This window comes from Bacillus cereus, assembly GCF_002564555.1.
Taxonomy (GTDB): Bacteria; Bacillota; Bacilli; order Bacillales; family Bacillaceae_G; genus Bacillus_A; species Bacillus_A cereus_K.
The window spans coordinates 46,616-73,160 of sequence record NZ_NUVD01000007.1 but is presented as its reverse complement, the minus strand read 5'-3'; the positions used below and the strand labels follow the sequence as shown (position 1 = coordinate 73,160).

Here is a 26,545-nt window from a genome sequence, read left to right as displayed (position 1 = left end):
TGAAAGAGCAAAGGGATTTTCCTTTGCTCTTTTTTATGGACAAAATGCAGGTGAAAGTTATTTTTTTGATTATTTTCGAATATAAAAAGAATGTACATGCTTTGTTAGGGGAAGGGGGGAGTATGGTGATTGAGTTTCGTAATGTAAATAAATATTATGGTGACTTTCAAGTTTTAAAAGATATTAATCTTCAAGTACAAAAGGGTGAAGTAGTAGTAGTTGTCGGCCCTTCAGGATCAGGAAAAAGCACGTTGCTTCGGTGTATAAACCAATTGGAGATAATTACAGATGGAGAATTAATTGTACAAGGGACAGAGGTGCACAATAAGAAGACGGATATGAACGAATTACGCCGAAATATTGGGATGGTCTTTCAGCATTTTTATTTATATCCACATAAAACGGTTCTTCAAAATATTACACTAGCACCAATTAAAGTAAATAAAATTTCAAAAGAAGAAGCAGAGAAAACAGCGATGTTTTATTTAGAGAAAGTAGGAATCCCGGAAAAGGCTAATGTATACCCACACCAATTATCCGGAGGACAGCAGCAAAGGGTAGCAATTGCTAGGGGACTTGCGATGCAGCCTGAAATTATGCTGTTTGATGAGCCGACGTCCGCTCTTGATCCGGAGATGATTGGAGAAGTGCTTGATGTTATGAAAACGCTAGCTAAAGAAGGGATGACGATGGTCGTCGTCACGCATGAGATGGGATTTGCACGGGAAGTAGCAGATCGGATTTTATTTATGGATAACGGTCAGATTATCGAAGATACAACACCAGCAAAGTTTTTTGCAAGCCCTGAACAAGAAAGAGCGCGTCTATTTTTAAGCCGAGTGTTAAATCATTAAAGGAGGAATTTCATGCTTAAAATGAAAAAGCTGTTTACTTTAATCGTATTCTCATGTTTATTTGTGCTTGTTGTAGCAGGATGTGGAAGTAAAAAAGATGAAGCGAAAGAAACAAATACGAAGCAGAACGGAGCTATAGAGCAAATTAAGAAGCGCGGAAAATTAGTAGTTGGGGTGAAGAATGACACGAACTTATTTGGACTAAAGAATCCTTCAACAGGGCAGGTAGAAGGATTTGATATTGATATCGCAAAGGCGCTAGCGAAAAAAATCCTTGGTGATGAAAAGAAATTAGAGCTGAAAGAAGTAACGTCTAAAACACGTATTCCAATGCTGAAAAATGGTGATATTGATGCGATTATTGCGACAATGACCATTACGGAAGAGCGTAAAAAAGAAGTGGATTTTTCAGACGTATATTTCAAAGCAGGGCAATCGTTACTTGTGAAAAAAGGAAGCAACATTAAGAACATTGATGATGTGAAACAAGGTGTGAAAGTATTGGCTGTAAAAGGCTCAACGTCTACAAATAATATACGTCAAAAGTCTCCAGAAGCAACTGTATTAGAATTTGAAAATTACAGTGAGGCATTCACAGCGTTAAAAGCAGGAAAAGGTGATGTTTTAACGACAGATAATGCAATTCTTTACGGCATGGCAAAACAAGATTCTAATTATGAAGTTGTAGGGAAAATTTTTACGGATGAACCGTACGGAATCGCAGTGCAAAAAGGCGCAGATGATTTAACGAAAGAGATTAATAGCTTACTAAAAGATATGAAAGCGAGCGGAGAGTACGACAAATTATATGAAAAATGGATTGGTCAAAAACAAGAGAAGTAAAGTGAAAATTAAATAAGTGGGGCTTTATGCTCAGTGAGACATAGTAAGAGGATGAGGGATGCTCATCCTCTTCTTGTAAAGAAAGAGGGGAGAATATGTGCCTGATTTTTCTATATTAACAAATAACGCTGATATGTATTTAGAAGGTTTTAAATATACGGTTATGTCTAGTGTAATCGCATTAATAGGAAGTTTTATTTTAGGAATAATTTTGGCAGTAATGCGCATTGCGCCTATTCGTATTTTGAATTGGATGGGATCCGCTATTGTAGAGTTTGTAAGAAATATTCCACTTGTATTAATTGCATTTATATTCTATTTCGCTTTACCTGTAATAGGAATTACTTTAAATGGTTTTGTAGCAGGGACAGTTGCACTGACGGTGTATACGGCGGCTTTCATTGCAGAAGTAATTCGTGCTGGTATTTTATCAGTTGCGAAAGGACAAATGGAAGCGGCACGTTCTTCCGGATTAACATATACGCAAGCGATGTATCATGTCGTTTTACCCCAAGCGATGAAAATCGTAATCCCTCCTTTAGGAAATCAATTTCTCAATTTAGTCAAAAACTCTTCTATACTTGGAATTATTGCTGGGGCTGATTTAATGTATCAAGGAGACTTAATTTCAACGAAGACGTTTGTTACATTTGATGTGTATATATTTGTCGGGATGCTCTACTTAGTATTAACAATTCCGCTCAGTATGCTAGTGCGTTATTTAGAAAAACGCTTGGCAAAGGAGGCGGTATAAATGGATTTTAAGGGAGCGATAACAGGTGATCATATCCTTTTTTTATTAAAAGGATTACTCATAACGTTAGAGGTAGCGCTCGTAGCGATAGTGCTTAGCTTTATTATTGGGAGTGTAATAGGAACATTACGCTACACGAAAATACCTGTCGTCTCACAAGTATTAGGTTTTATTGTGGAAGTCATTCGAAATTTACCGCTACTTTTAATTATATTTTTTACTTATTTTGCTCTTCCAGAAGCGGGATTGAAGTTAGAAATTATAACCGCTACAATAGTTGCTTTAACGATATTTGAAGCGGCTATGATATCTGAAATTGTTCGAAGTGGTCTATTGTCTATTGAAAAAGGACAGGTTGAGGCCGCGAGATCTTCAGGATTAACGTATGTTCAAGCGCTTTGGCATATTATTTTACCGCAAGCATTAAGAAGAATGGTTCCGCCGCTTGTCAGTCAATTTATTTCATTGCTGAAAGACACGTCGTTAGCGGTTGTTATATCATTGCCGGAGCTTATGCATAATGCTCAAATTATTAGCGGACAAAATGTAAACTATATGATTCCAACGTTTATATTAGTCGCTTGTATGTATTTTATAGTGAATTACAGTTTATCAATTTTATCGAGAAGACTAGAACTTAGGTAACCCTTACAATATATGTAAGGGTTTTTCCTTGTTTATCCTTATTTTCCTCTAAATAGAATCTAAATCTTGCAATAATTCGATTTTTATATTGTTTTATCAGAAAAGTGTTAATTTTATATGGAAATTGTAATCGCTTTCGTGTATATTTTTATTATCAGAAAATTTTAAAAAGAGATAGGGGTATTTGTAGGGGAGGATTAAGATGCAGCAAACAACGAATGAGAAATTACATCGTACGATGAAGAGTAGACATTTATTTATGATCGCACTTGGTGGTGTAATCGGGACAGGCTTTTTTCTAGGATCAGGTTATACCATTAATCAAGCTGGACCAGGGGGAGCAATTCTCTCTTACTTAGTGGGCGGATTTATTATGTATTTAACAATGCTTTGTCTTGGAGAGCTAACGGTAGCGATGCCGGTTTCAGGGTCTTTCCAAAAGTATGCGACAAAGTTTATTGGACCGGGAACAGGGTTTATGATCGGCTGGCTATACTGGATTGGATGGGCAGTAACAGTAGGATTAGAATTAACGTCGATTGGTTTAATGATGAAAAGATGGTTTCCGAATGTTGATGTTTGGGTATGGTGTCTCGTATTCGGAGTTATTTTATATGCTTCAAATGCAATATCAGCGAAAAGTTATGCTGAATTAGAGTTTTGGTTCTCTAGTATTAAAGTAGTTACAATTCTTGCATTTATTGTTCTTGGTGGTAGTGCATTATTAGGATTTATACCATATGACGGAAAAGAAGCAGCACCTCTTTTCTCTAACTTTGTAAGTGATGGCGGACTTTTCCCGAACGGACTAGCTGCGGTATTACTTACGATGATTACAGTTAACTTCTCGTTCCAAGGAACAGAGTTAATCGGGATTGCAGCAGGAGAGAGTCAGGAGCCTGAAAAAACAATTCCACGTGCAATTCGTAATACAGTATGGCGTATTATGATATTCTTCATCTTAACAATGACAATTTTAGTAGGGTTAATTTCTTGGAAAGAAGCAGGAGTAATTGAAAGTCCATTCGTAGTTGTATTTGATAAAATCGGTATTCCATATGCAGCTGATATTATGAACTTCGTTATTATTACTGCTTTATTATCTGTAGCGAATTCAGGATTATATGCGGCAACTCGTATATTATGGTCACTTGCAAATGAAGGAATGGCACCAACTTCTTTCAAGAAAGTAAATAAACGTGGTATTCCAATTACAGCATTAGTTGTAACGATTGCAGTAGCTGCTTTATCTTTATTAACAAGCTTCCTTGCAGAAGATACAGTATATATGTATTTATTATCTATAGCTGGTTTATCAGCTGTATCGAGTTGGATCATTATTGCTTTATCGCAACTACGCTTTAGAAGTCAGTATATCAAAGGCGGAGGGAAATTAGAGGATTTAAAGTATAAAACGCCTTTATATCCAATTGTTCCAATTTTAGCTTTAGTTACAAATAGTATCGTTGTTATTAGTTTAGCGTTCATTCCAGAACAACGAATGGCGTTATATTGTGGTATTCCATTTATCATTTTCTGCTACATATATTATTATATGAGTAAGAAACGGAAGAAACCGATGAAAGTGGAGATGGAAAAAACATATGAAAATAACAATCAAACACGATGATATAGAAGCAGATTTATCGTATGGTCAATTAGCGATAGGAAAAGAAAACGGGTATTCACCGTTACAATTACTCGTTTCTTCTATCGCGGGATGCAGTGCAATTGTCTTTCGCACAATTTTAGAGAAAAAACGTATTACATACGATACGTTTACAATTGAAACTGAAATTGGGAGAAGTGAAGCTTTATCGAAACCAGTTGAAAGTATTCATTTGCACTATAAAATTAAAGCGGAAAACATTACAGAAGAGCAGTTGGACAAGGCGTTGCAGCTTGCAGTGAAAAATTGCACAATTGTTCAATCTGTAAAAGATAGTATAAAGGTTACGGAAACAATTGAATTAGTGAAGTGAAACGTAAAACGTGAGAGTAGGGCGCTCACGTTTTTATGTTTTTAACAGAGGGGGAAGTATTATGAAATGTTTAGGTTGTAAATTAGCAAACGAAGAAGAAAAAAGCTGCTTATATTTAGCAGCTTTTTTCGTCCCCATACATATGTAAAACTTCTTTCGCACGTATACGTAAACCATCTATCAATTCTTTCGGTTCTAAAACTTTTGCATCTTTTCCAAGTCTATAAAATAAAGGCGTAATAAAATTGATTTCGGCTTTATCAATTGTTGAATGTATATATCCTGTCCCGTCTTCATTTATTAAAACGAACTCTTCAAGGTAAGGGACGCTTTTACATTGGCGCACGCCTTCAGTCGTTAATAAAACATGTAGCTGAGTAGGAATGTGTACTACGTTAGAGTTAGAGGCAAACCATTCTTCTAAATTCATGAACGTATCTTCATTTTCCTCTGTTGATAATATAGAAAGAATACGATCAACACGATACAGTAATACTTTTTTCCTGCCATAGTCATAGGACGGCAAATACCATAAACCATCGTGAGCATATACACCGATAGGATGAACATGTTTTGTTTTTACTCCCGATTTAGATTCGTATTGAAAGTGTAAATTTTTATTTTCAATAGCGGCAGTTAACACTTCGTTTAAAAGTGGTGTCTCAATTGCTCTCTTCGGATTCCAAAAAGCGATATAAGAACGTATTGTATCAACTTTCGCTTTCGCATCATTTTGTAGAGAGCTATACAGTTTATGAGTAACAGAACTGATTTCTGTGTTAAAAGGCAAGTCTCGGTAGTAGCTTAAAGATTGAAAGGCAAAAAAGATGGAGACCGCTTCTTCTTCCGTAAATAAAATAGGGGGAATTACTCTATTCGTTAATACTTTATATCCTCCATTGCGACCTTGTTCAGCATAAATCGGTAATCCCATATCGCTTAAATCTAAAATGTATCTATGGACAGTACGAACGGAAATATTAAATTCATCAGCTATTTCTTGAGCTGTAAATGTTTTTTTCGCAGAAGCAAATATAAGAATATCTAACAAACGTTTTGCTTTTGACAAATACATCACCTTTTTTCTTTTTTAACATGACGTAAATTGTCATGTTTTATTGTTAGTATATTGTTTACATCATACTGTTATCAAGATGAGATGCAAGGAGGAAGATATATGTCACGTGAAATTGTTTTATTTATTGCAGCTAGTTTAGATGGATATATAGCGAAAGAAGACGATGATTTAGAGTGGTTAATGGAAACGGAAGGAGAGGGAGACAACGGCTATACAGAAATGTACGAAACAATTGATACAATAATTATGGGAAAGAGAACTTATGATTATGTGGTAGAGCATACGGAAACCTTTCCGTACCTAGATAAAAAATGTTATGTTTTTTCTCGTTCCGAAAAAGGTTCAAATGGAAATCTGGAGTTTGTAAATGAAGATATAGTGGAGTTTACAAAAAGGATAAAAGCACAGGAAGGATCTAAAATATGGATGGTTGGTGGAGGAGATCTACTGAGAGAGTTCTTTAAGAATAATCTAATTGATGAATATGTTGTTACGATTACACCTCATATATTAGGTTCTGGAGTTCCATTATTTCAAGAAAAGAATCCGGAAATTCATTTAACTTTAACGGATACGAAACGTTTTGGGCAATTTGTAAATTTATACTATAAAGTAAAATCTTAAGGATAAAGAAACACGACTACTGATGGTAGTCGTGTTTCTTTATATATGGTAATGAAATGGTGAAACAAGACCCGTGATCAACTTTACTTGTGACAGTAATATTCCCGCCGTGTAGTTCTATGATTTCTTTCGCGATAGATAGTCCTAAACCGGTTCCGCCTGTAGCACGTGTTCTTGCTTTATCAACGCGATAAAAACGGTCGAAAATGTGAGGGAGGTCTTCAGGCGGAATACCTTCGCCTTCATCTTCAATTGTAATGGAAATACGTTTGGTTTCTTCTGTAACAGAAATGTTGATATGAGAATGCTCCTTTGAATGTCTATAAGCGTTATTTAAAATGTTCACTACAACTTGTTCGAATCGCTGTTCATCTAAGCTTACTAGCAGGGAAGGAGGACAAGTAAAAGAAACTTTAACGTGTCTTTCCTTATACATGGCGTTTACTTTTTCAGTTATACGAGTAAGAAAAGAGTGTAACTGAACTTCTTTTACTTCGATAGAAAAGCTATGTTTTTCCATCTGTGCAAGTAAAAATAAGTCTTGAACTAAGTTTGTAATATAATCAGATTCATCTTTAATAATGGATAAGTATCGTAAACGTTGCTCAGGAGATGTGCTTTCTTTTAATGCGATGTCCGCATAACCTCTTACGTACGTTAAAGGTGTTCGTAATTCGTGAGCAACACTTGCTAGAAATTCACTTCGCTCTGTTTTCATATAATGTAAATCATTTGCGAGCGTTTGAATAGATGATGCTAGTTCACCAATTTCGTCATTTCGAGTAGTCGTTAATGATACTGATAAATCTCCTTTACTCATTTTTTCGGTAGCATGTTTCATGTGTAACAATGGTTTTGTTAATAAACGCGATAATAGAAAAATGGTAATGGCTGTTAATAGGAAAGTAATGACTCCAGCAATAATAAATTGTTTCGTCACCCCGTTAACCATTTCTTCGATTGATTCCGTCCCGAGAAACATATATACATAGCCTTCTATTTTTCCTGCTACTACAATTGGGCTAATTGTGCATATATAATTAGAGGTTTTCCAATGATTTTCTATAATTGCTCCGTTATGATTTGTCCGCGTATTCATCTCTGTAATATGTTTCTTTATAGTAGTATCTAGTTCGTTGGATTTTGCTAATACTTCTTTATTCGCATCTGTAATAACGACAGTTGTTTCAGCTTCGGATTCCATTAAAGCAACATGGGAGATTGTTTGCCTGTCATAATACTTTTCAAGGACATCTCGGTGACTATTGCCACGCTTTAATAAAGCGGTCATTTCTTCATTTACTCTATTGTTGACAAGGCTATAATAGAGCAAAACAAAGAGGACGCTTTCGATTAAAAGTGTAACAATTAAAAAATAAAATCCGAATTGAATAGAGATTCGTTTCATCACTTTGCTCCTTACTCTTCCATATCAATCCACCGATAACCAACTCCGTATACAGTCTTTAAATGATGATCAATAGGGAAATTTCCTTTCCGTAATTTATCACGTAAATTACGAATATGTGAATCGACTGTTCTATCTTCTGTATTTGTATTGAATCCCCAAATTCGTTCAATGAGTTGATCACGGCCTAATACGTAGTTCACATGGCGTAAAAATAACCCGAGCAAAGAGAATTCGATTGGAGTGAGAAGAAGTTCTTCATCATGGACAGACACGAAATGTTTTGTTTCATCCCATAAAATGCCGTGATATTCGATTTTGGCATGTTGATTCGTACGCCGTAAAACAGCTTCAATTCTTGCAAAGAGCTCCTCTTCATGAAAAGGTTTCGTTACATAATCATCTGCTCCAAGTTTTAATCCTTGGACGACATCTACCGTTTGATCACGAGCAGTTACCATAATGATAGGAACGTTACTAAATGATCGAATTCTTTTACATGTTTCCCATCCGTCCATCTTTGGCATCATAATATCGAGTAAAACAAACTTAAAGTGTCGATTCTCTATATGTGAAATAGCTTCTTCTCCGGACACTGCACATATGCAGTTGTATCCGATTGGAGTAAGATAAAGTGTTAATAATTCAAGCATTCTCGGCTCATCGTCTACGAGCAGTATATCAATCATAGAGAGCCCCCCATCTTTATAATCGTTACTTAAATTGTAAGTCAAAATCATGAAGAAATGGTGCAGATTATCATGCATCTGCATAATTTCTTCAGAATTGCTTGTTATTGTTTAGTTGAACTTCTACTTTAGGGAATGATATTGGCTCGATAACGACGAATACGGAGGCGATATAATGAAAAAAGTAACTCGCATTTTGGGCGTAACGATAATTACAGCAGTGGGTCTTGCTGCATGTGGACAAACGAATATGGACCATACAAAGCATGAATCTACAAAAGAGAAGGAAACAGAGAAAAAGGAAATGAAAATGAATCAAGGGGTAACTGCGCCGAAAGAAATGAATCAAGGAGCATCGAATGATGTATTAACGACAAGTTTAAAAAACGTAACGAGATTAAATACAAATGATCCGCTTAAAATGGCAGTATTAGCTTCGCAAACAATATGGCCAGCAACTCATAAAGAGAATCAGCCAGGCGCGGTTATTTTAGTACCAGTAAGCGAGTGGCAATTAGGTATTGCAAGTGCGGATCTTATTCATCATCCGAATAACGGGCCGATTTTATTTATAGAAAAAGAACAGGTACCTGACATGACGTTAAAAGAAATAAAACGACTAAATCCGCTCGGAACGAAAGATGGAACACAAATTATGGTGATGGGTGATGTAGGTGCAGCTGTTCTTGAACAATTAAAAGACTATAAAGTAAAACAAATAAAAGAAACAGATCCAGCTACATTTGCGAAAGATGTTGATAAAGAATACGCCGATATAACAGGAAGTTATCCAAATAGCGTTATTATCGGTTCGTCTGAAGAAGAAGGGCGTTTATATACAACACCAGCGGTAAACTGGATTTCTCACATGCCAGAACCGCTTCTATATACAGAGAAAAATAAAGTACCAGAAGCGACAATAGAAGCATTAAAAATGAGAAAAGACAAAGCAAATATATATGTATTAGGACCAGAAAGGATTGTTTCAAAAGAAGTAGAAAAAGAGTTAAGTAAATATGGAAAAGTAACTCGCATTAGTGGAGGGACACCGACAGAGAATTCAATTGCATTTGCGAAATTTAAAGATGAGAAAACAAAATTTGGTTGGGGATTCACAAAACCTGGTCACGGTGTGTCATTTGTTTCGAGTGCAACACCGGATTTAGCAGTTGCTGGCGCACCATTTTCACATATGGGTAAACATGCACCTGTTGTCTTGCTAGAGGAAGGTAAAGCTTCACAACCAGTTTATGACTTCCTTGCTACGATCCAGCCGAAGTTTAAAGATGACCCAACACTGGGACCATATAACCATGGTTTCCTTTTAGGCAGTACGAGTGATATTTCATTTGAAACACAAGGAATATTAGATGATAGATTAGAGATTGTTCAAGAAAGTGGTAAGGGGCATGGTGGACATTAATGAAATGAGAAAAGGCGCTACTAAAGTGGCGTCTTTTTCTTTAGGGAATTTTTGCATAGTACAAAATCCTTTGCTCGTTATATAATAGCCTTCGTGCAGTCGGCCTTAATTCTCTTGCGGAGAGAATCAAACAATAGAAGAGTAGAGGGTGATACTTTGTTTCAAAAGATAAAAAATGATTGGTCAATCTGTTATTAATATTAAATCAGGTGATCGCGGGAGATTATCGACGTTTCTAGCCGGTGGTTTTTTAATCGTATTGCTATTTGTTTTAGGCGATTACGTTGTTCATATTCCGATGGGTGCTTTAGTTGCTGTTATGATCATGGTTTCAATCGGAACATTTGATTGGAACTCTGTAGCGACGATTCATAAAGTGCCAAAAGGGAATGCCTTTGTTATGATCGTAACAGTTGTCGTTGTTTTGATTACTCACAATTTAGGATTAGGTGTAATTATTGGAACGGTAATTAGTGCTGTTTTATTTGCATTCAATATGGCAAAGATTCACGTGAAACATTTATATATTGAAAATAAGAAAATATACGAAATTCATGGTCAACTCTTTTTTGCATCTACGGCCGATTTTATAAAGAATTTTTCTTTCGATGAAAATGTGAAAGAAATTGAGATGAATTTTACTCACGCACATGTATGGGATGATTCAGCAGTAGCGGAAATTGATAAAGTTATCATGAAGTATGAACGAAGTGGTGTGAAAGTAAGGATAACAGGATTAAATGAACGTAGCTCGAAACTCGTTACAAATTTAGCTATTTATAATAAAAGAATTGCTGGTTAGAAGCCTCCTTTTTAGGAGGCTTTATTATATAATACGAGTAGGATAACGAAAAGGGGATTCAACATATGTACAAACAAATTCTATTAGCATGTGATGGTTCTGAACATGCACTTCGGGCAGCGGAGCATGCAATACATATTGCGAAATTTAGCGAGGAAGTAAATGTTGAAGTGGTATATGTCGTAGATAATAGGACAGCAAAATCAGATATTATACATGGACAAACAGATTTAGAAACAATATCAGCTAGTCGAAAAGATAAATTAAAAGAAATTGAAGGACTATTAAAGAAAGAGAAGATTTCTTATGAATTTACGATATTACATGGTGATCCTGGGGATACGCTCGTTCAATATGTAAATACAGGAGATATAGATCTTGTTATTGCTGGTAGTAGAGGATTAAATACATTGCAAGAAATGGTGCTTGGTAGCGTAAGTCATAAAATAGCAAAACGAGTGAAATGTCCAGTAATGATTATAAAATAAAACGAAATAGAATGTAAAAAAGACCTTGAAATAGCCGTGGTCTTTTTTTTATCCCTCTATTTGCGGGCAGTAAAACTCCCACCTCAAAATTCGGCTGGTGCAAAGAAGTTAGGTGGGAGATCAACTTCCCGTAAATGCCCGATTGGTGAAGGCTAATAATCAGTGGGGGATGAACAAAACCCCCACTGATTAAAGTTTCACTTTATGTATAAATAACTCTCATTTGTGGAAATACTAGATATATAAGTTAAAAAGAAGTTAACTTACAAATTTGTAAGTTAGTTGTTAGAGAAATCGATGTTATGAAATTTTTCCCATTGATAAAATAAGAGTATCAAAGGGGAGATAGGGAGGATGGAAGGTATGAAATCATTTCAAAATTTGTCGTATAGTCAAGGAGTAAGCCTTATTTGTTTAGGTGGATTTGCAGGATCTGTTATGTTGGCTGTTTTAATAAAGGTGTTTCATCAAATATTTTAATTTTATAGTAGGGAAGGAATTGATTGTCATAACTAGTAAGAAAAGTGCTGTAAATAAAGAATAGCTCTTAGCATGTATGTAAACGCTAAGAGCTATTTTTATGTTTTTTTTACATATTATATTTTGTTTAAGCTTGTTTTGACTTTGCCGATCCTGTATTTAAAGTGAGGGCAAGGAAGAACATTGCAAGTACGCAAGATACAAGTAACAAAATGAATCCGCCATCCCATCCGAATGCATCCACGATAAAGCCCATAGCTGCGCTAGCAAAAGTAGCCCCGCCTAGGTAACCGAAGAAGCCAGTTAATCCTGCTGCAGTTCCGGCAGCTTTTTTAGGTGCTAAGTCCAGAGCATGTAGCCCAATTAACATAACAGGTCCGTAAATTAAAAATCCAATGGAAACAAGAGCAATACTATCAATGATTGGGTGACCAGCAGGATTTAGCCAGTAAACGAGAACGGCAATGAATACACCGACCATAAATAAAATACCAGCAGGTGCACGGCGCCCTTTAAACAGTTTATCACTCATCCACCCGCAAAGAAGTGTACCTGGAATACCAGCCCATTCATATAGCGCATAAGCTGTACGTGAGCTACTATGAGTAAAGCTTTTTTCCTCTACTAAATAAGTAGGAGCCCAGTCTACAACGCCGTAACGTACGAAATATACGAAAACATTCGCGATAGCGATGTACCATAAAAACTTATTGTTTAGTACGTATGTAAATAAAATTTCCTTTACCGAAAGCTCGCGTTCACGATCTTTTACTTTTTCATCTGACGGGTATTCCCCAGTATGTTCTTCAATAGAAGGTAATCCGCAAGATTGAGGTGTATCTCTCATCGTAATTAATACATAAATCCCAACTAGAATTGAAAGGATACCTGGGAAGTAAAATATACTTTTCCAGTCATTTGCAAAGAAATATAGGCCTAATGTAACGAGTGAAGGCATAAGTGCGCCGCCGACGTTATGAGCGACGTTCCAAATAGACATTTTTGTACCACGCTCACTAATGGAGAACCAGTGAACCATCGTACGACCACAAGGAGGCCATCCCATACCTTGTACCCATCCATTTAAAAATTGAAGTACAAACATAAGTATAATGCTCGTTGTAATAAAAGAGAATGAACCGAAAATAATATTAATGATACCTGATAAAAATAGCCCAGCTGCTAAAAAGTAGCGAGGATTACAACGATCGGATACAATCCCCATAAGAAATTTACTTAATCCGTAAGCGATAGATACCGCTGAAAGGATAACTCCAAGTTCTCCTTTACTAAATCCTTGTTCGATTAAATATGGCATTGCCAGTGAAAAGTTTTTTCGAACAAAGTAATACCCTGCATAACCGATGAAGATACCTAAAAATACTTGTAAGCGTAATTTACGGTATTCGCTATCGACGTGATCAGCTGGTAAGCGTTCTGCGTGGGGCGCAGGTTTAAATAATTGTGTGAAAAACATAAAATGAAAATCCTCCCCTAATTAATTCGAAGTGTTGTAAGTCATAGAGAATATAAAAAGGCCATGAAATATAAAAAAGTTTCCTTTTTTATGATTCATAGCCCTATACTCCGATTCACCGTGACTGTCAATATTAACTTCGACGAAAAGTATACAACTTTGTGTCAGAAATGTAAACGTTTTTATGGATAAAAGGTATTGACGGAATTTGTTCGTGCGATTAATATTTAAATACGTTAAATATTTTAGTGTTTAAATAAGAGGTGGATAATATGCCAAATGACATGACTCATATTGATAAGATTCAAGCTCTTACATTCGCTATAGGAAAGAAAATGCAAACAGAGCTATTGGAACAAATGCAAGCATCAGGACTTACACCACCACAGTTTTATATTTTGAAGATTTTAGATCATCACGGAGCCTCAAGAGCGACAAAATTGGCGGAGAAAATGTACGTGAAACCGAGCGCGATTACAGTAATGATTGATCGTTTAATCGATCATGGGCTAGTAGAGCGTTATCACGACAATAATGATCGCCGCGTTGTCGTCATTGAGCTAACGAAAAAGGGGAAAGCTACAGTAGAAGAGGCTATGGCGGCTCGTAATGAGCATATCGCCAAATACTTCTCACAATTAGAATTACAAGAACGAGAAGATTTGTTACGCCTTTTTGAGAAGCTAGAAACAATTATTTGCGAGATACCAAAGAAAAAAGAGAAAAACTAAGAGGAATTGAGGAGATTACATGGAGCAACAAGAAAATCAGAATAGAAAGTTGTTGTTAGTCGGTTTAGTAATCGCGATGCTATTTGCTGCATTAGATGGAACAATCGTCGGTACAGCAATGCCACGTATCGTCGGTGAACTAGGCGGATTAAGCTTAATGACGTGGTTAACAACAGCTTATATGTTAACATCAACGACAGTTGTACCAATTGCAGGTAAATTAGCGGATTTACTTGGTCGTCGTAACGTATATATAACAGGGCTAGTTATCTTTATGATTGGTTCGGCGTTATGTGGTATGGCAAATGGTATGACAGAATTAATTATTTTCCGTGGTATTCAAGGTCTTGGTGGCGGTATTATGATGCCAATGGCTATGATTATTATCGGAGATATGTTTACGGGAAAAGAACGTGCGAAATGGCAAGGTATTTTTGGTGCGTTATATGGTCTTGCTTCTGTAATTGGACCACAAGTTGGTGGTTGGATTGTAGACGCAGTGAACTGGAGATGGGTATTCTACATTAACTTACCAGTTGGTATTTTAGCAACAATCTTTATCGCAATGGGATTAAAATCACATAAACAAACAGGACCAATTAAAATTGATATCGCTGGAATCTTTACGATGATTCTCGGTGTCGTAAGTTTATTACTGGCATTAACGTTTGGCGGAAAAGATTATGCGTGGGATTCTTGGCAAATTATCGGTTTATTTGCACTATCAGTAATTGGTATCGTTAGTTTTGTTATTGTTGAAACGAAAGCTGAAGAGCCAATTTTACCGATACATTTCTTTAAAAATCGCACATTTACATTACTAAATGCGATTGGATTCTTTATGAGTATCGGAATGTTCGGTGCTATTATGTTCGTGCCATTCTTTATGCAAGGTATTGTAGGAGTAAGTGCTGCTGAATCAGGAACGATTATGACACCGATGATGATTACAATGATTGTGATGAGTATTATTGGTGGTCAACTTGTATTAAAAGTTGGTGTGAAACCACAAATTATTACAGGAATGCTAATTATGGCTGGTGGATTCTGGTTATTAACAACGATGGATATGCACACAACGAAGCTAACTGCTACTTCTTACATGATGGTTATCGGTTTAGGAATGGGTCTTGTTATGCCAACATTAACATTAGCGTTACAAGAAAGCTTCCCGAAAAAAGATCTTGGTGTAGTAACATCATCAAGTCAATTCTTCCGTCAAATCGGTGGAACATTCGGTATTACAATTTTAGGATCAATTATGAATAACACTTCAGGTACAACATTAACAAATAAATTAGTACCTGTATTAGATACGTTCCCGAAAGAAGCGGGACAAATGGTAACAAAATTGAAAGATATGATTCATACAGACCCACAAGGTTTATATTCGATGCTCTTTAATCCAGAAGCATTAAAGCAAATGCCAGAAGCATTCTCTAATAGCATCGTACCAATTTTGAAAAGTTCTTTAGTAGACTCACTTCATACTGTATTCTTAACAGGATTAGTATTTATCGTAGTAGGTGCCATCTTTACGATTTTCTTACAGAAGATTAAACTATCTGATCGTAAAAAAGTTGCTGAAGAGCCTGCTATAGAAGAGAAAGAACGAACTGTATCATCTTCGTAATGAAGGAGCATCGCCTTATGGCGATGCTTTTTTTTGAGTATAACCTTAAAAGCTTTTTAGTGAGAAATGATTGACGTATTTTTAGAAATACGTTATATTATTTTGTGTAAACGGTTACATGGAATGGAGAGGGAAGAGAATGAGTACGATTAAAGACGTTGCGAAATTAGCAGGGGTATCTGTTGCGACCGTTTCCAGAGTGTTAAATAAAAATGGATATGTTCATGAGGATACATTGAAAAAAGTAGAGCGAGCGATTGAGATGCTAGATTATAAGCCTAGCACGGTAGCGCGTTCTTTATATAATAAAAAATCTCGTTTAATTGGTTTAGTTGTTCCAAATATCGTGAATCCATTCTTTCCAGAAGTTGCACGTGCTGTAGAAGATGTAGCGTATAAGCGAGGTTATACAGTTGTACTTTGTAATTCTGATGAAAGTTTAGAAAAAGAGAAACAATATATTGATGTACTTAGGCAAAATAATGTGGATGGATTTATTGTAGCAACGAATCCACAAAATAGTGTTAATTACATGAATTTATCTGTTCCAGTCGTTGCGATTGACCGTATGTTTAATGAGCGTATTCCTACTGTATATGCAGATAACTATACAGGAAGTCAGGCTGCGACAAAGTTGTTAATAGATAAAGGATGTAAACATATTGCACATATTCGCGGGCCACGTGATGTAAGTACGGCAAATGAACGTTTTGAAGGTTTTGTAGATATCATTACACAAAATAATCTTTCGTATATGATTGCAGAGAGTACGTTTGATCCAGGTAATAGTGAGCGTGTAGCGGTGGAATTGTTAGAAGAATACCCGCATATTGATGGTATTGTTGCTGGAAATGATTTAATTGCAATTGGTATTGTAAAGGCTGCACTTCAAAAGGGAATCTCTATTCCTGATGATTTACAAATTATCGGATTCGATGGAATTTCTTTAACAGAAATGATGTATCCATCTATTACAACAGTTGCACAGCCAATATATGAAATCGGGAAAATTGCAACAGAATTGTTGTTAGAGCAGATGGAAGGAAATGCATTGGAAGAGAAACACTATCGTTTACCGATTGAAATTATAGAAAGAAATACAACGAAGTAAGGAGATGAGACAGATGCCAAATATTGCAGTAGTAGGCAGTATTTCAATGGACTTAGTGGCTGTTTCAAAAAAACGGCCGAAAGCAGGCGAAACAGTAATTGGTGAAGCGTTTCATACAATCCCAGGGGGAAAAGGTGCAAACCAAGCAGTTGCTGCAGCTAGATTAGGAGCAAATGTAGCGATGGTTGGAGCAGTAGGAAATGATGATTATGGAAAGGTAGTTAGAAACAATTTAGAGAACGAACGCATTTTTATCGACTATGTGGTACCGGTTACAGGTGGAACGACAGGAATTGCTCATATCGTTTTAGCAGAAGAGGATAATAGTATTGTTGTCGTGCAAGGGGCAAATGCTCTTGTAAATGAGTCGGTTGTAGATTGTTCAAAAGATCTTCTCGTAAAAGCTGATATGGTTGTTCTACAACTAGAGATTCCGCTTGAAACAGTAAAATACGTTCTGGCAATTTGTGAGGAGCATAAAATTCCGGTTATGTTGAATCCAGCTCCAGCACAAGTTTTATCAGAAGAAATTTTAGAAAAGGCAACGTACATTACGCCAAATGAACATGAATGCCGCATCGTATTAGATGATTTTACGTCGCCAATCGAGGATTTATTGGCAAAATACCCAAATAAGTTATTGATGACAGAAGGTTCTAATGGTGTTCGTTTCCATAATGGTACGGAGATTGTACATGTTCCTAGCATTGCTGTTGATGTGGTGGATACGACTGGAGCTGGTGACACATTTAACGGTGCGTTAGCAGTTGCACTTTCTGAAGGAGAAACACTTCAAAAAGCAATTCGTTTTGCTAATATTGCTGGTGGCCTTTCTGTAACGAAACTTGGGGCACAAGGCGGTATGCCAACGAGAGATAGAGTACGTGAAGTGCAGGTGATCGTTGGATGAAAAAGCATGGTGTATTAAATAGCGAAATCGCAGCAGTCCTTGCTTCGCTTGGACATACAGATACAATTGTAATTGCTGATTGCGGATTACCTATCCCTGACGGAGTAAAACGAATTGATTTAGCAGTTAAGATTGGGAAACCAAGTTTTTTAGATGTATTACAAGTTGTAGCTGATGATATGGCTATTGAAAAAGTGACATTAGCAGAAGAAGTCATTATCAATAATGCGGAAGTAAATAAAGAGATCGAGCTGAAATTAAAAGAGCAAGCATTTGAATATGTATCTCATGAACAATTTAAAGAGCATACGAAGAGAGCGAAGGCGATTATTCGTACAGGAGAGGCTACTCCTTATGCCAATGCTATTTTACATGCAGGCGTGATTTTTTAATAAAGGGAAGTGATGAGAATGCGTATTGAAATGAAAAACATTTCAAAGGCGTTCAATGGAAATCCTGTTTTGAAAAATGCACAGTTTATGATTGAAACAGGAGAAGTCCATGCATTGATGGGGGAAAATGGAGCGGGTAAATCAACGCTCATGAAGATTTTAACAGGTGTATATACAAAAGATGGTGGAGCAGTCACGATTGATGGACAAGAACGTACTTTTAAAAATGCGAAAGAAGCTGAAGAGTATGGTATTGCATTTATACATCAAGAACTGAACATATTGCCAAATTTAACAGTAGCTGAAAATATGTTTCTTGGTAAAGAGTTAATGTATGGTAAAACTGGTATTTTACGCACACGTCAAATGAATGCAATTGCCCAACAGCAGTTAGCGAATCTTGGTTTACATGTGAGAGGTGCTATGCTAGCGGGTGAATTATCAGTTGGACAACAGCAAATTATTGAAATCGCGAAAGCATTAATGACAAATGCGAGCGTTATTATTATGGATGAGCCTACAGCGGCACTGACGGATCGCGAAATTGAAACGTTATTCATTGTTATTAATAAATTGCGCAAAGAGGGCGTTTCATTCGTTTACATTTCACACCGTATGGAAGAGATTTTCTCAATATGTGACGCTATTACCATTTTACGTGATGGAGAATATGTAGGGAAAAGATTAATTCCAGAAACGTCATTTGATGAAGTAGTTAGTATGATGGTGGGCCGTAGTATTGGTGAACGTTATCCAGAGCGCAATAGTCAAATTGGTGAAGTGATTTTTGAAATGCGCAATGGAACGAAAAAAGGAAAATTTGAAAATGTTTCGTTTCAAGTTAGAAAAGGTGAAATCCTTGGTGTTGCTGGTTTGATGGGAGCTGGTCGTACGGATATCATGAAAGCAATATTTGGATATGAACCGCTCGACTCAGGACAAATTTTTATGAATGGACAAGAAGTGAAAATTGATAGTCCAATTGATGCAATTAGACAACGAATTGCTTTTATTACAGAGGATAGAAAATCAGAAGGGTTAGTGTTAGATTTTTCCATCCGTGAAAATTTAGCATTACCAAACTTAGAAAGTCTCTCAAAGGGAAGCGTTGTTAATAAAGGCTTAGAACAGCAATTTACAGAGGATATGATGAAGCTCCTTAATGTGAAAGCAGCAAATGGAGAGCAAGCGGTGAAATCTCTTTCAGGTGGAAATCAGCAAAAGATTGTAATTGCAAAGTGGCTAGGTATTCATCCACAGTTACTCATATTAGATGAACCAACAAGAGGTGTAGATGTTGGGGCTAAAAAAGAAATTTACTCTATTATGAATAAGCTTACCGAGCAAGGAGATGCCGTTATTATGGTATCGTCTGAGCTTCCAGAAGTTTTAGGGATGAGTGATCGTGTTCTTGTCATTCATGAAGGGAAAATCGGTGGTATTTTAGAGAAAGATCAGGCATCGCAAGAGTCTATTATGGCACTAGCAACAGGGGGAGAATAAGGTATGGCTAAGAAGGGGAATGTATTACAACAACTAGGTTCTTTAATCGGTTTAGTGTTAATTATCGTAGTAATTACAGCTTTAAATCCGGCATTTATTGAAATTCCAAATTTATTTAATATACTGCGTCAAGTATCGATTAATGCACTCATTGCATTCGGAATGACCTTCGTAATTTTAACAGGGGGTATTGACTTATCGGTAGGTTCTATTTTAGCATTATCAAGTGCACTTGTTGCTGGAATGATGGCAAGTGGCATGGACCCGTTCCTTGCAATGGCAGTTGGATTGTTAGCTGGTTTTGCAATGGGTATTGTAAACGGTATCATTATTGCGAAGGGAAAGGTAGCTCCATTTATTGCAACTTTAGCAACAATGACTATTTTTCGCGGGTTGACGCTTGTTTATATGGACGGACGTCCGATCACTGGTCTTGGTGATCATTTAATGTTCCAAATGTTTGGCCGTGGTTATTTCCTTGGTATTCCTGTACCAGCCGTTACAATGATGATCGCTTTCGCAGTACTGTACTTTATTTTGAAAAAAACAACATTTGGTCGCCGTACATTTGCGATTGGTGGGAATGAAGAGGCAGCGGCACTATCAGGTATTAATGTTACGAGAATTAAAATTATGATTTACGGTCTTTCCGGAACTTTGGCGGCGCTTGCAGGTATTATCTTGACATCACGACTAGATTCTGCACAGCCGACTGCGGGTACTTCTTACGAATTAGATGCAATTGCAGCAGTTGTATTAGGAGGGACAAGTCTTTCTGGAGGAAGAGGATGGATTGTTGGTACATTCATCGGTGTACTTATTATCGGAGTACTAAATAACGGTTTAAATTTATTAGGTGTATCTTCTTTCTTCCAACAAGTTGTAAAAGGACTTGTAATCTTACTAGCTGTACTAATTGATCGTCGAAAAGAAGCGTAATGGAGGGACAGTTCATGAAGAAATGGTTACTTATACTCGTTGCATGCATCATGGTAGTTACTGCTGGTTGTTCCATGGAACCGCCAGAATGGGCAAAGGATTCTAGCGATAAAGGTCGAAATAAAACTATTAAAGTTGGATTTTCTGTATCAACTTTAAATAATCCCTTTTTCGTAACCTTGAAAAAGGGTGCAGAAAAGAAAGCGAAAGAAAGCGGCATTGAATTGATTGCTGTTGATGCGCAAAACGATGCAGCAAAGCAAACAAATGATGTTGAAGATTTAATTCAAAAAGGCGTCGATGTAGTTGTCATTAATCCAACCGATTCAGATGCTGTTGCTTCAGCAGTTAGTGCGGCTAATGCAGCGAATGTTCCTGTTATTACAGTAGACCGAGTTGCGAATTCAGGTAAAGTTGTTTCTCACATCGCTTCAAATAATATTGAAGGTGGTCAAATGGCTAGTGATTACATTCATGAATTAGTTGGCGAGGGAGCAAACGTGGCTGAGTTAGAAGGAATCCCTGGATCTTCTGCTGCTCGTGAGCGTGGGAAAGGATTCCATAACGTAGCTGATAAGTCTTTAAAAGTAGTAGCAAAACAAGCAGCTGATTTCGATCGTGCAAAAGGATTATCCGTTATGGAAAATATTTTGCAAGCAAATAGCGATATAAAAGCAGTGTTTGCTCATAACGATGAAATGGCATTAGGTGCACTTGAGGCATTAAAATCTGCTGGTAAAACGGATGTAGTCGTTGTTGGATTTGATGCAACGGACGATGCTGTAAAAGCGGTTAACGATGGGCGCATGGCAGCAACAGTCGCTCAAAAACCGGAATTAATCGGAGAGAAGGCGATGGAAACAGCAAAAGAAATAACACAAGGTAAAAAAGTGGACAAATTTATTCCGATTGAATTAGAGCTTATTAAGAAAAACTAAATATAAAATGAAAATTAGGAAGGAAGAATAACAAATGAAATTTTTTATTGATACAGCAAACATTAACGAAATTAAAGAGGCAAATGCATTAGGTGTAGTAGCTGGAGTAACGACAAATCCATCACTTGTAGCAAAAGAAGGCGTAGATTTCCATGAGCGTATTCGTGAAATTTGCAGCTTTATTGAAGGTCCTGTAAGTGCAGAAGTAATTAGCTTAGAAGCTGATAAAATGATTGAAGAAGGAAAAGAGTTAGCAAAAATCGCTCCAAACGTTGTTGTAAAAGTTCCAATGACAACAGAAGGTTTAAAAGCAGTAAAAGCATTCTCTGATTTAGGAATTCGTACAAACGTTACATTAGTATTCTCAGCAGTTCAAGCATTACTTGCAGCTCGTGCTGGTGCGACATATGTTTCACCATTCTTAGGTCGCCTAGATGATATCGGTCACAACGGTATGGACTTAATTCGCCAAATCGCAGAAATCTTTGCAATTCACGGTATTGAAACAGAAATTATCGCAGCATCTGTACGCCACAGCGTTCACGTAACTGACGCAGCATTAAATGGTGCACATATTGCAACAATCCCAGCAAACGTAATTGCTTCATTAGTGAAGCACCCATTAACAGATCAAGGAATTGAAAAATTCTTAGCTGACTGGGAAAAAACACAAGAGAAATAATATGAAATGGAGAACCCGAGTTTAAGTAACTCGGGTTCTTTTTTTATTCGGTAGAGTTTTCGGAATATTTTAAGTGTTACCTTTTTAATTTGTACAGTAAGTTATTATTTTAGCTCATGTAATACAACTTTTGATTCATGTGTAGTGTATCAAATTATGTGGGGAAAAGAAATATTTCCGAGGAAATTGTCGAAGTATCGTCGGTATTTATAAACTTTCTTTTTAAAAGAAGAGATAGGATATTGCTTTTACAGTACAATTTATTTACATTGTTATTTGGCGATACACAAAAGTAATATATTAAGCAAAAAAGAGCTCTATTCGATAGAGCTCTTTTTTATCCCGCTATTTGTATGCAGTAAAACCTCCACCTCAAAATTCGGCTGGAGCAAAGAAGTTAGGTGGGAGTCAGGCTGCCCATTAATGCCCGATGGGTTCAACTAATAATTAGTGGGGATAAACAAAAAAACCACTGATTATAGTTTCATTTAACAGATAGAAAGGGGGTGAGCTATAAATGAAAGAAACAATTGCATGTCCACAATGTGAAGGAGCTATTACTGCACAACGTATTATCGATATCCCGCATCCTTTTTCATTAAGGTGTCCACATTGTAAGGTGAAGCTAAAGGAAATGAGAATAACGCCATGTTTAATATTAGCGGCGATTTGTATAATCCCACTGTTTATTATTATTGGAGAGAGTATTAAGGAATTATTAGTGAAATATTTTTCTCTTATAGACAATGTACCAACTGTACTTATTTTCTTCTTATTTTGTTATCCATTGTATTATTTCTATGAAAAATATAATGCCATATTGTTTATTAAATATGGTTTGTTGAAAGTTAAAGGTTGAATTGAATAGGAGCTTATCATTATGTTGTGGAAAATCTATTTAGTAATTGTAGCGATATTAGCTATTATTTCGTTAGTAAGAGGGATGTTTCAAACACCAATTCAAAAGTTTGATTTTGTAGTATCTATTATCACATGGATAGGGCTATTTGGTTTTGTCTTTGATGTAGAGATATTAAACCAAATCGTTTGGAAATGTATCTTCGTGTTTAGTGTTATTTGGACTTTGAGTGCAGTTTTTGTTTTTCGTTTATATGAAGAGAAGGATGAAGCGTTGCCTTTTATATTCAAATTAATTGGTATGATCCCAACTCTGCCATTATATTACGGGTTATATGAATATGCATTTTAAAAAAAGACAATGATGGAATTAGCCCATCATTGTCTTTTTTACTTTGCTTCTTACATAAATCATTCCAGCAAATGTTAATAAGAATGCAGTTCCGATAACGAAGCTAGCACTAGGAGATGCTCCGATTGCTCCAACTGTAAAGGATCCAGCAACAACGCCTAATGAGAAGAAGGCATAAAACAATCCGAATGCTTTCCCGCGATTATCATCTGTCGTATTTTCAACAAGTAAAGCATTAATTGCTGGGAAGAGGATAGCGAATCCAATTCCATAAATCATCATAACGATAAAGAGCATGCCTTTTGTTGCAAATAATCCGAGTAAAGATAATGCTAGTGCCATTACTGCAATTCCGATTAGCATTAGTTTTGAACGATTAAATCGATCGTAAATACGATTTGTTGGCAGTAAGAAGAAGAGGATAGCGGTAATTCCGAATACACTTAACATCATACCGGTTGTAGATGCTTTAAGTGCTAGCGCCTCAACTTTTACTGGTAACATATACGTGACAATTCCTTGTGAAAACATTAATGTGAAAGCGCCGATATATGCTTGTAACAACGGTTCTGATTTCAATAGTTCAATCATATCTTCTTTGTTCATCATTTGTGTTCTTGATGTATCTTTTCTTGATACGTTATTTGGTAAGAAGAATAGAGATACGATTGTACCAAGGGCCATTAAAATAGAAATCGTAATGAACACCCACTCTATACCAGCAGTTGCTTTCATAATGCCGCTGAAAGCAGGTCCTACGATTGCCGCTGTTCCAACAGCAGCACCAGATAGAGCCATTGCCTTACCTTGCTTTGCTGAATTTGTTTGCTTTGATAAAAACGTAAAGGCAGCCGGAATTAAAAATCCGTCACTAAAACCGTGCATAAAGCGCACAACTAATAGTTGTTCACCACTTTGAACAACGGTGTATAACAAGACTATGAAACTCGTAATTCCCATGCTTATATAAAGTATTTTTTTTGAGCCAAATTTATCGACGGCAGCGCCAGCAATAATATTACCAATCATATTAGCGAATGAGTACATACCGACAACTAGCCCAATAATAAGAGGAGTTCCTCCAAGACTTTGAGCGAAAGTACTCATAATAGGTAATTGTGAAAATGTATCGAAAAACGCCACGATAACAATAAAGTAAATAAAATATTTCAAGCGATATTCACCTCTCCTATGCTATTATGGCATAATGCTAATTTTAACTGCAATGAAATTGAATTAACAGATGTGGAAAAAAGTACAAAGTGACAAAATAGTGAACGTTATTTGTTAAAAATTAGTGGAAACGAGATTGTTTTTTTGAAATATATGGATGGAAGTATTATAATGGATTTGTAAACTTCACTAGGTTAATTATATACATAGAGAGGGATGTATAAAATGAAAGCATTACTTTGGCATAATCAACGTGATGTACGAGTAGAAGAAGTACCAGAACCAACTGTACGACCAGGAGCAGTTAAGATTAAAGTTAAATGGTGTGGTATTTGCGGAACAGACTTGCATGAATATTTAGCAGGGCCTATCTTTATTCCGACAGAAGAACATCCATTAACACACGTAAAAGCACCGGTTATTTTAGGTCATGAGTTTAGTGGTGAGGTAGTAGAAATTGGTGAAGGAGTTACATCTCATAAAGTGGGAGACCGCGTTGTTGTAGAACCGATTTATTCTTGTGGTAAATGTGAAGCTTGTAAACATGGACATTACAATGTTTGTGAACAGCTTGTTTTCCACGGTCTTGGCGGGGAAGGCGGCGGTTTCTCTGAATATACAGTAGTACCAGAAAATATGGTTCACCATATCCCAGATGAAATGACGTATGAACAAGGTGCGCTTGTAGAACCAGCAGCAGTAGCAGTTCATGCAGTACGTCAAAGTAAGTTAAAAGAAGGGGAAGCTGTAGCGGTATTTGGTTGTGGTCCAATTGGACTTCTTGTTATCCAAGCAGCTAAAGCAGCAGGAGCAACTCCTGTTATCGCAGTTGAGCTTTCTAAAGAACGTCAAGAGTTAGCGAAATTAGCAGGTGCTGATTACGTATTAAATCCAGCAACTCAAGATGTGTTAGCTGAAATTCGTAACTTAACAAATGGTTTAGGTGTAAATATTAGCTTTGAAGTAACAGGTGTGGAAGTTGTACTTCGCCAAGCAATTGAAAGTACAAGCTTTGAAGGACAAACTGTTATCGTTAGTGTATGGGAAAAAGACGCAACAATTACTCCAAATAACTTAGTATTAAAAGAAAAAGAAGTTATTGGTATTTTAGGATATCGTCATATATTCCCAGCTGTCATTAAATTAATTAGCTCTGGTCAAATTCAAGCAGAGCAGTTAATTACGAAAAAAATTACAGTCGATCAAGTTGTAGAAGAAGGATTTGAAGCGCTTGTAAAAGATAAAACACAAGTGAAAATTCTTGTTTCACCTAAATAATATAGAATGATAGAAAGTAGCCCTTTTCTAGAAATAGAAGAGGGCTACTTTTTTTCTATACAGAAAGGTGATAGACTTTCTTTTGACTAAAGGTATTTTGTTTGGAAGGGGAAGTTTAATGCTTTCATTTATGTTGACATTGAAACGGATGCTAAAAGCTTGTTTACGAGCGTGGAAAGATAAAGAATTTCAAGTTTTATTCGTATTAACAATTTTGACTTTAATATCTGGTACGATCTTTTATAGCACGGTGGAGGGATTACGTCCTCTTGATGCTTTATATTTTAGTGTCGTGACGCTGACTACTGTTGGGGATGGAAATTTCAGTCCTCAAACTGACTTCGGAAAGATATTTACAATATTATACATATTTATAGGGATCGGATTAGTGTTTGGATTTATACATAAGTTGGCAGTTAATGTGCAATTGCCAAGTATACTATCGAAGAGAAAAAAAGAGTAAAGCGATTAATTGCTTTACTCTTTTTTTACATTACT

General features: G+C 36.4%; 28 protein-coding genes and 2 pseudogenes. 25 read left to right on the top strand and 5 right to left on the bottom strand.

Going from position 1 to position 26,545, the window contains the following annotated elements:
• Positions 1 to 125: 125 nt before the first annotated feature.
• From COI75_RS02945 to COI75_RS27180, 7 genes and pseudogenes are all read left to right on the top strand, one after another.
• On the top strand, positions 126 to 854 hold the full coding sequence (locus tag COI75_RS02945; protein ID WP_170958508.1) for an amino acid ABC transporter ATP-binding protein: 729 nt from the start codon (positions 126 to 128) through the stop codon (positions 852 to 854).
• Positions 855 to 866: 12 nt separating this feature from the next.
• The gene (gene glnH, locus COI75_RS02940) at positions 867 to 1,697 is read left to right on the top strand and encodes a glutamine ABC transporter substrate-binding protein GlnH (protein ID WP_000916494.1); all 831 of its coding nucleotides are present in this window, start codon (positions 867 to 869) and stop codon (positions 1,695 to 1,697) included.
• 97 nt (positions 1,698 to 1,794) lie between these two features.
• Positions 1,795 to 2,451, top strand: coding sequence for an amino acid ABC transporter permease (locus COI75_RS02935; protein WP_098448225.1), 657 nt, complete (start codon positions 1,795 to 1,797; stop codon positions 2,449 to 2,451).
• Positions 2,452 to 3,096, top strand: a complete 645-nt coding sequence (locus COI75_RS02930) for an amino acid ABC transporter permease (RefSeq protein ID WP_000345990.1) — start codon at positions 2,452 to 2,454, stop codon at positions 3,094 to 3,096.
• 202 nt (positions 3,097 to 3,298) lie between these two features.
• Positions 3,299 to 4,726, top strand: a complete 1,428-nt coding sequence (locus COI75_RS02925) for an amino acid permease (protein WP_001187999.1) — start codon at positions 3,299 to 3,301, stop codon at positions 4,724 to 4,726.
• A complete protein-coding gene (locus tag COI75_RS02920) occupies positions 4,701 to 5,078 on the top strand; it encodes an OsmC family protein (RefSeq protein WP_000704768.1) in 378 nt (125 codons plus the stop codon). Before COI75_RS02925 ends, COI75_RS02920 begins: the two co-directional genes overlap by 26 nt.
• Positions 5,079 to 5,088: 10 nt before the next feature.
• Positions 5,089 to 5,178 (top strand): annotated as a pseudogene (locus tag COI75_RS27180) (HIT family protein); the annotation flags it as partial.
• 15 nt (positions 5,179 to 5,193) lie between these two features.
• Here the strand turns inward: COI75_RS27180 and COI75_RS02910 are convergent.
• Positions 5,194 to 6,153 carry a helix-turn-helix transcriptional regulator gene (locus tag COI75_RS02910; RefSeq protein ID WP_141535079.1) on the bottom strand — a complete coding sequence of 320 codons (960 nt, stop codon included), beginning with the start codon at positions 6,151 to 6,153 and terminating at the stop codon, positions 5,194 to 5,196.
• A 102-nt stretch (positions 6,154 to 6,255) separates the two neighbouring features.
• Between COI75_RS02910 and COI75_RS02905 the strand changes: the two genes are divergently transcribed.
• Entirely contained in the window at positions 6,256 to 6,780 is a 525-nt protein-coding gene (locus tag COI75_RS02905; RefSeq protein WP_000085759.1) for a dihydrofolate reductase family protein, read from the top strand.
• Between the two features lie 16 nt (positions 6,781 to 6,796).
• Here the strand turns inward: COI75_RS02905 and COI75_RS02900 are convergent, their stop codons facing one another.
• Both COI75_RS02900 and COI75_RS02895 read right to left on the bottom strand, forming a co-directional pair.
• Complete coding sequence (locus tag COI75_RS02900) at positions 6,797 to 8,188, bottom strand: sensor histidine kinase (RefSeq protein WP_098448224.1); 1,392 nt, start codon at positions 8,186 to 8,188, stop codon at positions 6,797 to 6,799.
• 11 nt (positions 8,189 to 8,199) lie between these two features.
• Positions 8,200 to 8,877, bottom strand: coding sequence for a response regulator transcription factor (locus tag COI75_RS02895; protein WP_098380840.1), 678 nt, complete (start codon positions 8,875 to 8,877; stop codon positions 8,200 to 8,202).
• A 175-nt stretch (positions 8,878 to 9,052) separates the two neighbouring features.
• Between COI75_RS02895 and COI75_RS02890 the strand changes: the two genes are divergently transcribed.
• The 4 genes and pseudogenes from COI75_RS02890 (at position 9,053) to COI75_RS02875 (ending at position 12,070) form a co-directional block, all read left to right on the top strand.
• Positions 9,053 to 10,300 carry a cell wall-binding repeat-containing protein gene (locus COI75_RS02890; RefSeq protein WP_098448223.1) on the top strand — a complete coding sequence of 416 codons (1,248 nt, stop codon included), beginning with the start codon at positions 9,053 to 9,055 and terminating at the stop codon, positions 10,298 to 10,300.
• A gap of 175 nt (positions 10,301 to 10,475) precedes the next feature.
• A pseudogene (locus COI75_RS02885) lies at positions 10,476 to 11,102 on the top strand (SulP family inorganic anion transporter); the annotation flags it as partial.
• A 65-nt stretch (positions 11,103 to 11,167) separates the two neighbouring features.
• Positions 11,168 to 11,590: a universal stress protein gene (locus tag COI75_RS02880; protein WP_000278008.1), complete on the top strand. Its 423-nt coding sequence runs from the start codon at positions 11,168 to 11,170 to the stop codon at positions 11,588 to 11,590.
• 363 nt (positions 11,591 to 11,953) lie between these two features.
• Entirely contained in the window at positions 11,954 to 12,070 is a 117-nt protein-coding gene (locus COI75_RS02875; RefSeq protein ID WP_002095900.1) for a DUF4027 family protein, read from the top strand.
• A gap of 127 nt (positions 12,071 to 12,197) precedes the next feature.
• On the opposite strand, the gene glpT is transcribed toward COI75_RS02875, so the two are convergent.
• Positions 12,198 to 13,547 carry a glycerol-3-phosphate transporter gene (glpT, locus tag COI75_RS02870; protein ID WP_000466378.1) on the bottom strand — a complete coding sequence of 450 codons (1,350 nt, stop codon included), beginning with the start codon at positions 13,545 to 13,547 and terminating at the stop codon, positions 12,198 to 12,200.
• Between the two features lie 272 nt (positions 13,548 to 13,819).
• Between glpT and COI75_RS02865 the strand changes: the two genes are divergently transcribed.
• The 11 genes from COI75_RS02865 (at position 13,820) to COI75_RS02815 (ending at position 23,596) form a co-directional block, all read left to right on the top strand.
• Complete coding sequence (locus COI75_RS02865; RefSeq protein WP_001132368.1) at positions 13,820 to 14,278, top strand: MarR family winged helix-turn-helix transcriptional regulator; 459 nt, start codon at positions 13,820 to 13,822, stop codon at positions 14,276 to 14,278.
• Positions 14,279 to 14,297: 19 nt separating this feature from the next.
• Entirely contained in the window at positions 14,298 to 15,911 is a 1,614-nt protein-coding gene (locus tag COI75_RS02860) for an MDR family MFS transporter (RefSeq protein ID WP_000437652.1), read from the top strand.
• A gap of 139 nt (positions 15,912 to 16,050) precedes the next feature.
• Entirely contained in the window at positions 16,051 to 17,022 is a 972-nt protein-coding gene (rbsR, locus tag COI75_RS02855) for a ribose operon transcriptional repressor RbsR (protein WP_000104063.1), read from the top strand.
• A 13-nt stretch (positions 17,023 to 17,035) separates the two neighbouring features.
• On the top strand, positions 17,036 to 17,932 hold the full coding sequence (gene rbsK / locus COI75_RS02850; RefSeq protein ID WP_001132857.1) for a ribokinase: 897 nt from the start codon (positions 17,036 to 17,038) through the stop codon (positions 17,930 to 17,932).
• Entirely contained in the window at positions 17,929 to 18,324 is a 396-nt protein-coding gene (gene rbsD, locus COI75_RS02845; RefSeq protein WP_000716143.1) for a D-ribose pyranase, read from the top strand. Before rbsK ends, rbsD begins: the two co-directional genes overlap by 4 nt.
• Positions 18,325 to 18,342: 18 nt before the next feature.
• A complete protein-coding gene (gene rbsA / locus COI75_RS02840) occupies positions 18,343 to 19,827 on the top strand; it encodes a ribose ABC transporter ATP-binding protein RbsA (protein WP_001217689.1) in 1,485 nt (494 codons plus the stop codon).
• 3 nt (positions 19,828 to 19,830) lie between these two features.
• Complete coding sequence (locus COI75_RS02835) at positions 19,831 to 20,766, top strand: ABC transporter permease subunit (protein ID WP_001074639.1); 936 nt, start codon at positions 19,831 to 19,833, stop codon at positions 20,764 to 20,766.
• A 14-nt stretch (positions 20,767 to 20,780) separates the two neighbouring features.
• The gene (rbsB, locus tag COI75_RS02830; RefSeq protein ID WP_000758997.1) at positions 20,781 to 21,704 is read left to right on the top strand and encodes a ribose ABC transporter substrate-binding protein RbsB; all 924 of its coding nucleotides are present in this window, start codon (positions 20,781 to 20,783) and stop codon (positions 21,702 to 21,704) included.
• 34 nt (positions 21,705 to 21,738) lie between these two features.
• The gene (gene fsa, locus COI75_RS02825) at positions 21,739 to 22,386 is read left to right on the top strand and encodes a fructose-6-phosphate aldolase (protein ID WP_000667666.1); all 648 of its coding nucleotides are present in this window, start codon (positions 21,739 to 21,741) and stop codon (positions 22,384 to 22,386) included.
• Between the two features lie 517 nt (positions 22,387 to 22,903).
• Positions 22,904 to 23,245: a hypothetical protein gene (locus COI75_RS02820; protein ID WP_000665285.1), complete on the top strand. Its 342-nt coding sequence runs from the start codon at positions 22,904 to 22,906 to the stop codon at positions 23,243 to 23,245.
• A 21-nt stretch (positions 23,246 to 23,266) separates the two neighbouring features.
• Positions 23,267 to 23,596: a hypothetical protein gene (locus tag COI75_RS02815; RefSeq protein WP_000964459.1), complete on the top strand. Its 330-nt coding sequence runs from the start codon at positions 23,267 to 23,269 to the stop codon at positions 23,594 to 23,596.
• Positions 23,597 to 23,614: 18 nt separating this feature from the next.
• Here COI75_RS02815 and COI75_RS02810 read toward each other — a convergent pair whose 3' ends face one another.
• A complete protein-coding gene (locus tag COI75_RS02810; RefSeq protein WP_000873229.1) occupies positions 23,615 to 24,769 on the bottom strand; it encodes an MFS transporter in 1,155 nt (384 codons plus the stop codon).
• A gap of 225 nt (positions 24,770 to 24,994) precedes the next feature.
• Here COI75_RS02810 and bdhA point away from each other — a divergent pair, with 225 nt between their 5' ends.
• Positions 24,995 to 26,047 carry a (R,R)-butanediol dehydrogenase gene (gene bdhA / locus COI75_RS02805; protein WP_000645836.1) on the top strand — a complete coding sequence of 351 codons (1,053 nt, stop codon included), beginning with the start codon at positions 24,995 to 24,997 and terminating at the stop codon, positions 26,045 to 26,047.
• A gap of 118 nt (positions 26,048 to 26,165) precedes the next feature.
• Complete coding sequence (locus COI75_RS02800) at positions 26,166 to 26,510, top strand: potassium channel family protein (RefSeq protein WP_000948242.1); 345 nt, start codon at positions 26,166 to 26,168, stop codon at positions 26,508 to 26,510.
• The last annotated feature ends 35 nt before the right edge of the window (positions 26,511 to 26,545 follow it).

What these genes read in the sequence shown, in the direction of transcription:
- glnH (WP_000916494.1), top strand. Translation starts at nt 867, where the DNA reads ATGCTTAAAATGAAAAAGCTGTTTACTTTAATCGTATTCTCATGTTTA.
- COI75_RS02930 (WP_000345990.1), top strand. Translation starts at nt 2,452, where the DNA reads ATGGATTTTAAGGGAGCGATAACAGGTGATCATATCCTTTTTTTATTA.
- COI75_RS02925 (WP_001187999.1), top strand. Translation starts at nt 3,299, where the DNA reads ATGCAGCAAACAACGAATGAGAAATTACATCGTACGATGAAGAGTAGA.
- COI75_RS02920 (WP_000704768.1), top strand. Translation starts at nt 4,701, where the DNA reads ATGAAAATAACAATCAAACACGATGATATAGAAGCAGATTTATCGTAT.
- COI75_RS02910 (WP_141535079.1), bottom strand. Translation starts at nt 6,153, where the DNA reads ATGTATTTGTCAAAAGCAAAACGTTTGTTAGATATTCTTATATTTGCT.
- COI75_RS02905 (WP_000085759.1), top strand. Translation starts at nt 6,256, where the DNA reads ATGTCACGTGAAATTGTTTTATTTATTGCAGCTAGTTTAGATGGATAT.
- COI75_RS02900 (WP_098448224.1), bottom strand. Translation starts at nt 8,188, where the DNA reads ATGAAACGAATCTCTATTCAATTCGGATTTTATTTTTTAATTGTTACA.
- COI75_RS02895 (WP_098380840.1), bottom strand. Translation starts at nt 8,877, where the DNA reads ATGATTGATATACTGCTCGTAGACGATGAGCCGAGAATGCTTGAATTA.
- COI75_RS02890 (WP_098448223.1), top strand. Translation starts at nt 9,053, where the DNA reads ATGAAAAAAGTAACTCGCATTTTGGGCGTAACGATAATTACAGCAGTG.
- COI75_RS02880 (WP_000278008.1), top strand. Translation starts at nt 11,168, where the DNA reads ATGTACAAACAAATTCTATTAGCATGTGATGGTTCTGAACATGCACTT.
- COI75_RS02875 (WP_002095900.1), top strand. Translation starts at nt 11,954, where the DNA reads ATGAAATCATTTCAAAATTTGTCGTATAGTCAAGGAGTAAGCCTTATT.
- glpT (WP_000466378.1), bottom strand. Translation starts at nt 13,547, where the DNA reads ATGTTTTTCACACAATTATTTAAACCTGCGCCCCACGCAGAACGCTTA.
- COI75_RS02865 (WP_001132368.1), top strand. Translation starts at nt 13,820, where the DNA reads ATGCCAAATGACATGACTCATATTGATAAGATTCAAGCTCTTACATTC.
- COI75_RS02860 (WP_000437652.1), top strand. Translation starts at nt 14,298, where the DNA reads ATGGAGCAACAAGAAAATCAGAATAGAAAGTTGTTGTTAGTCGGTTTA.
- rbsR (WP_000104063.1), top strand. Translation starts at nt 16,051, where the DNA reads ATGAGTACGATTAAAGACGTTGCGAAATTAGCAGGGGTATCTGTTGCG.
- rbsK (WP_001132857.1), top strand. Translation starts at nt 17,036, where the DNA reads ATGCCAAATATTGCAGTAGTAGGCAGTATTTCAATGGACTTAGTGGCT.
- rbsD (WP_000716143.1), top strand. Translation starts at nt 17,929, where the DNA reads ATGAAAAAGCATGGTGTATTAAATAGCGAAATCGCAGCAGTCCTTGCT.
- rbsA (WP_001217689.1), top strand. Translation starts at nt 18,343, where the DNA reads ATGCGTATTGAAATGAAAAACATTTCAAAGGCGTTCAATGGAAATCCT.
- COI75_RS02835 (WP_001074639.1), top strand. Translation starts at nt 19,831, where the DNA reads ATGGCTAAGAAGGGGAATGTATTACAACAACTAGGTTCTTTAATCGGT.
- rbsB (WP_000758997.1), top strand. Translation starts at nt 20,781, where the DNA reads ATGAAGAAATGGTTACTTATACTCGTTGCATGCATCATGGTAGTTACT.
- fsa (WP_000667666.1), top strand. Translation starts at nt 21,739, where the DNA reads ATGAAATTTTTTATTGATACAGCAAACATTAACGAAATTAAAGAGGCA.
- COI75_RS02820 (WP_000665285.1), top strand. Translation starts at nt 22,904, where the DNA reads ATGAAAGAAACAATTGCATGTCCACAATGTGAAGGAGCTATTACTGCA.
- COI75_RS02815 (WP_000964459.1), top strand. Translation starts at nt 23,267, where the DNA reads ATGTTGTGGAAAATCTATTTAGTAATTGTAGCGATATTAGCTATTATT.
- bdhA (WP_000645836.1), top strand. Translation starts at nt 24,995, where the DNA reads ATGAAAGCATTACTTTGGCATAATCAACGTGATGTACGAGTAGAAGAA.
- COI75_RS02800 (WP_000948242.1), top strand. Translation starts at nt 26,166, where the DNA reads ATGCTTTCATTTATGTTGACATTGAAACGGATGCTAAAAGCTTGTTTA.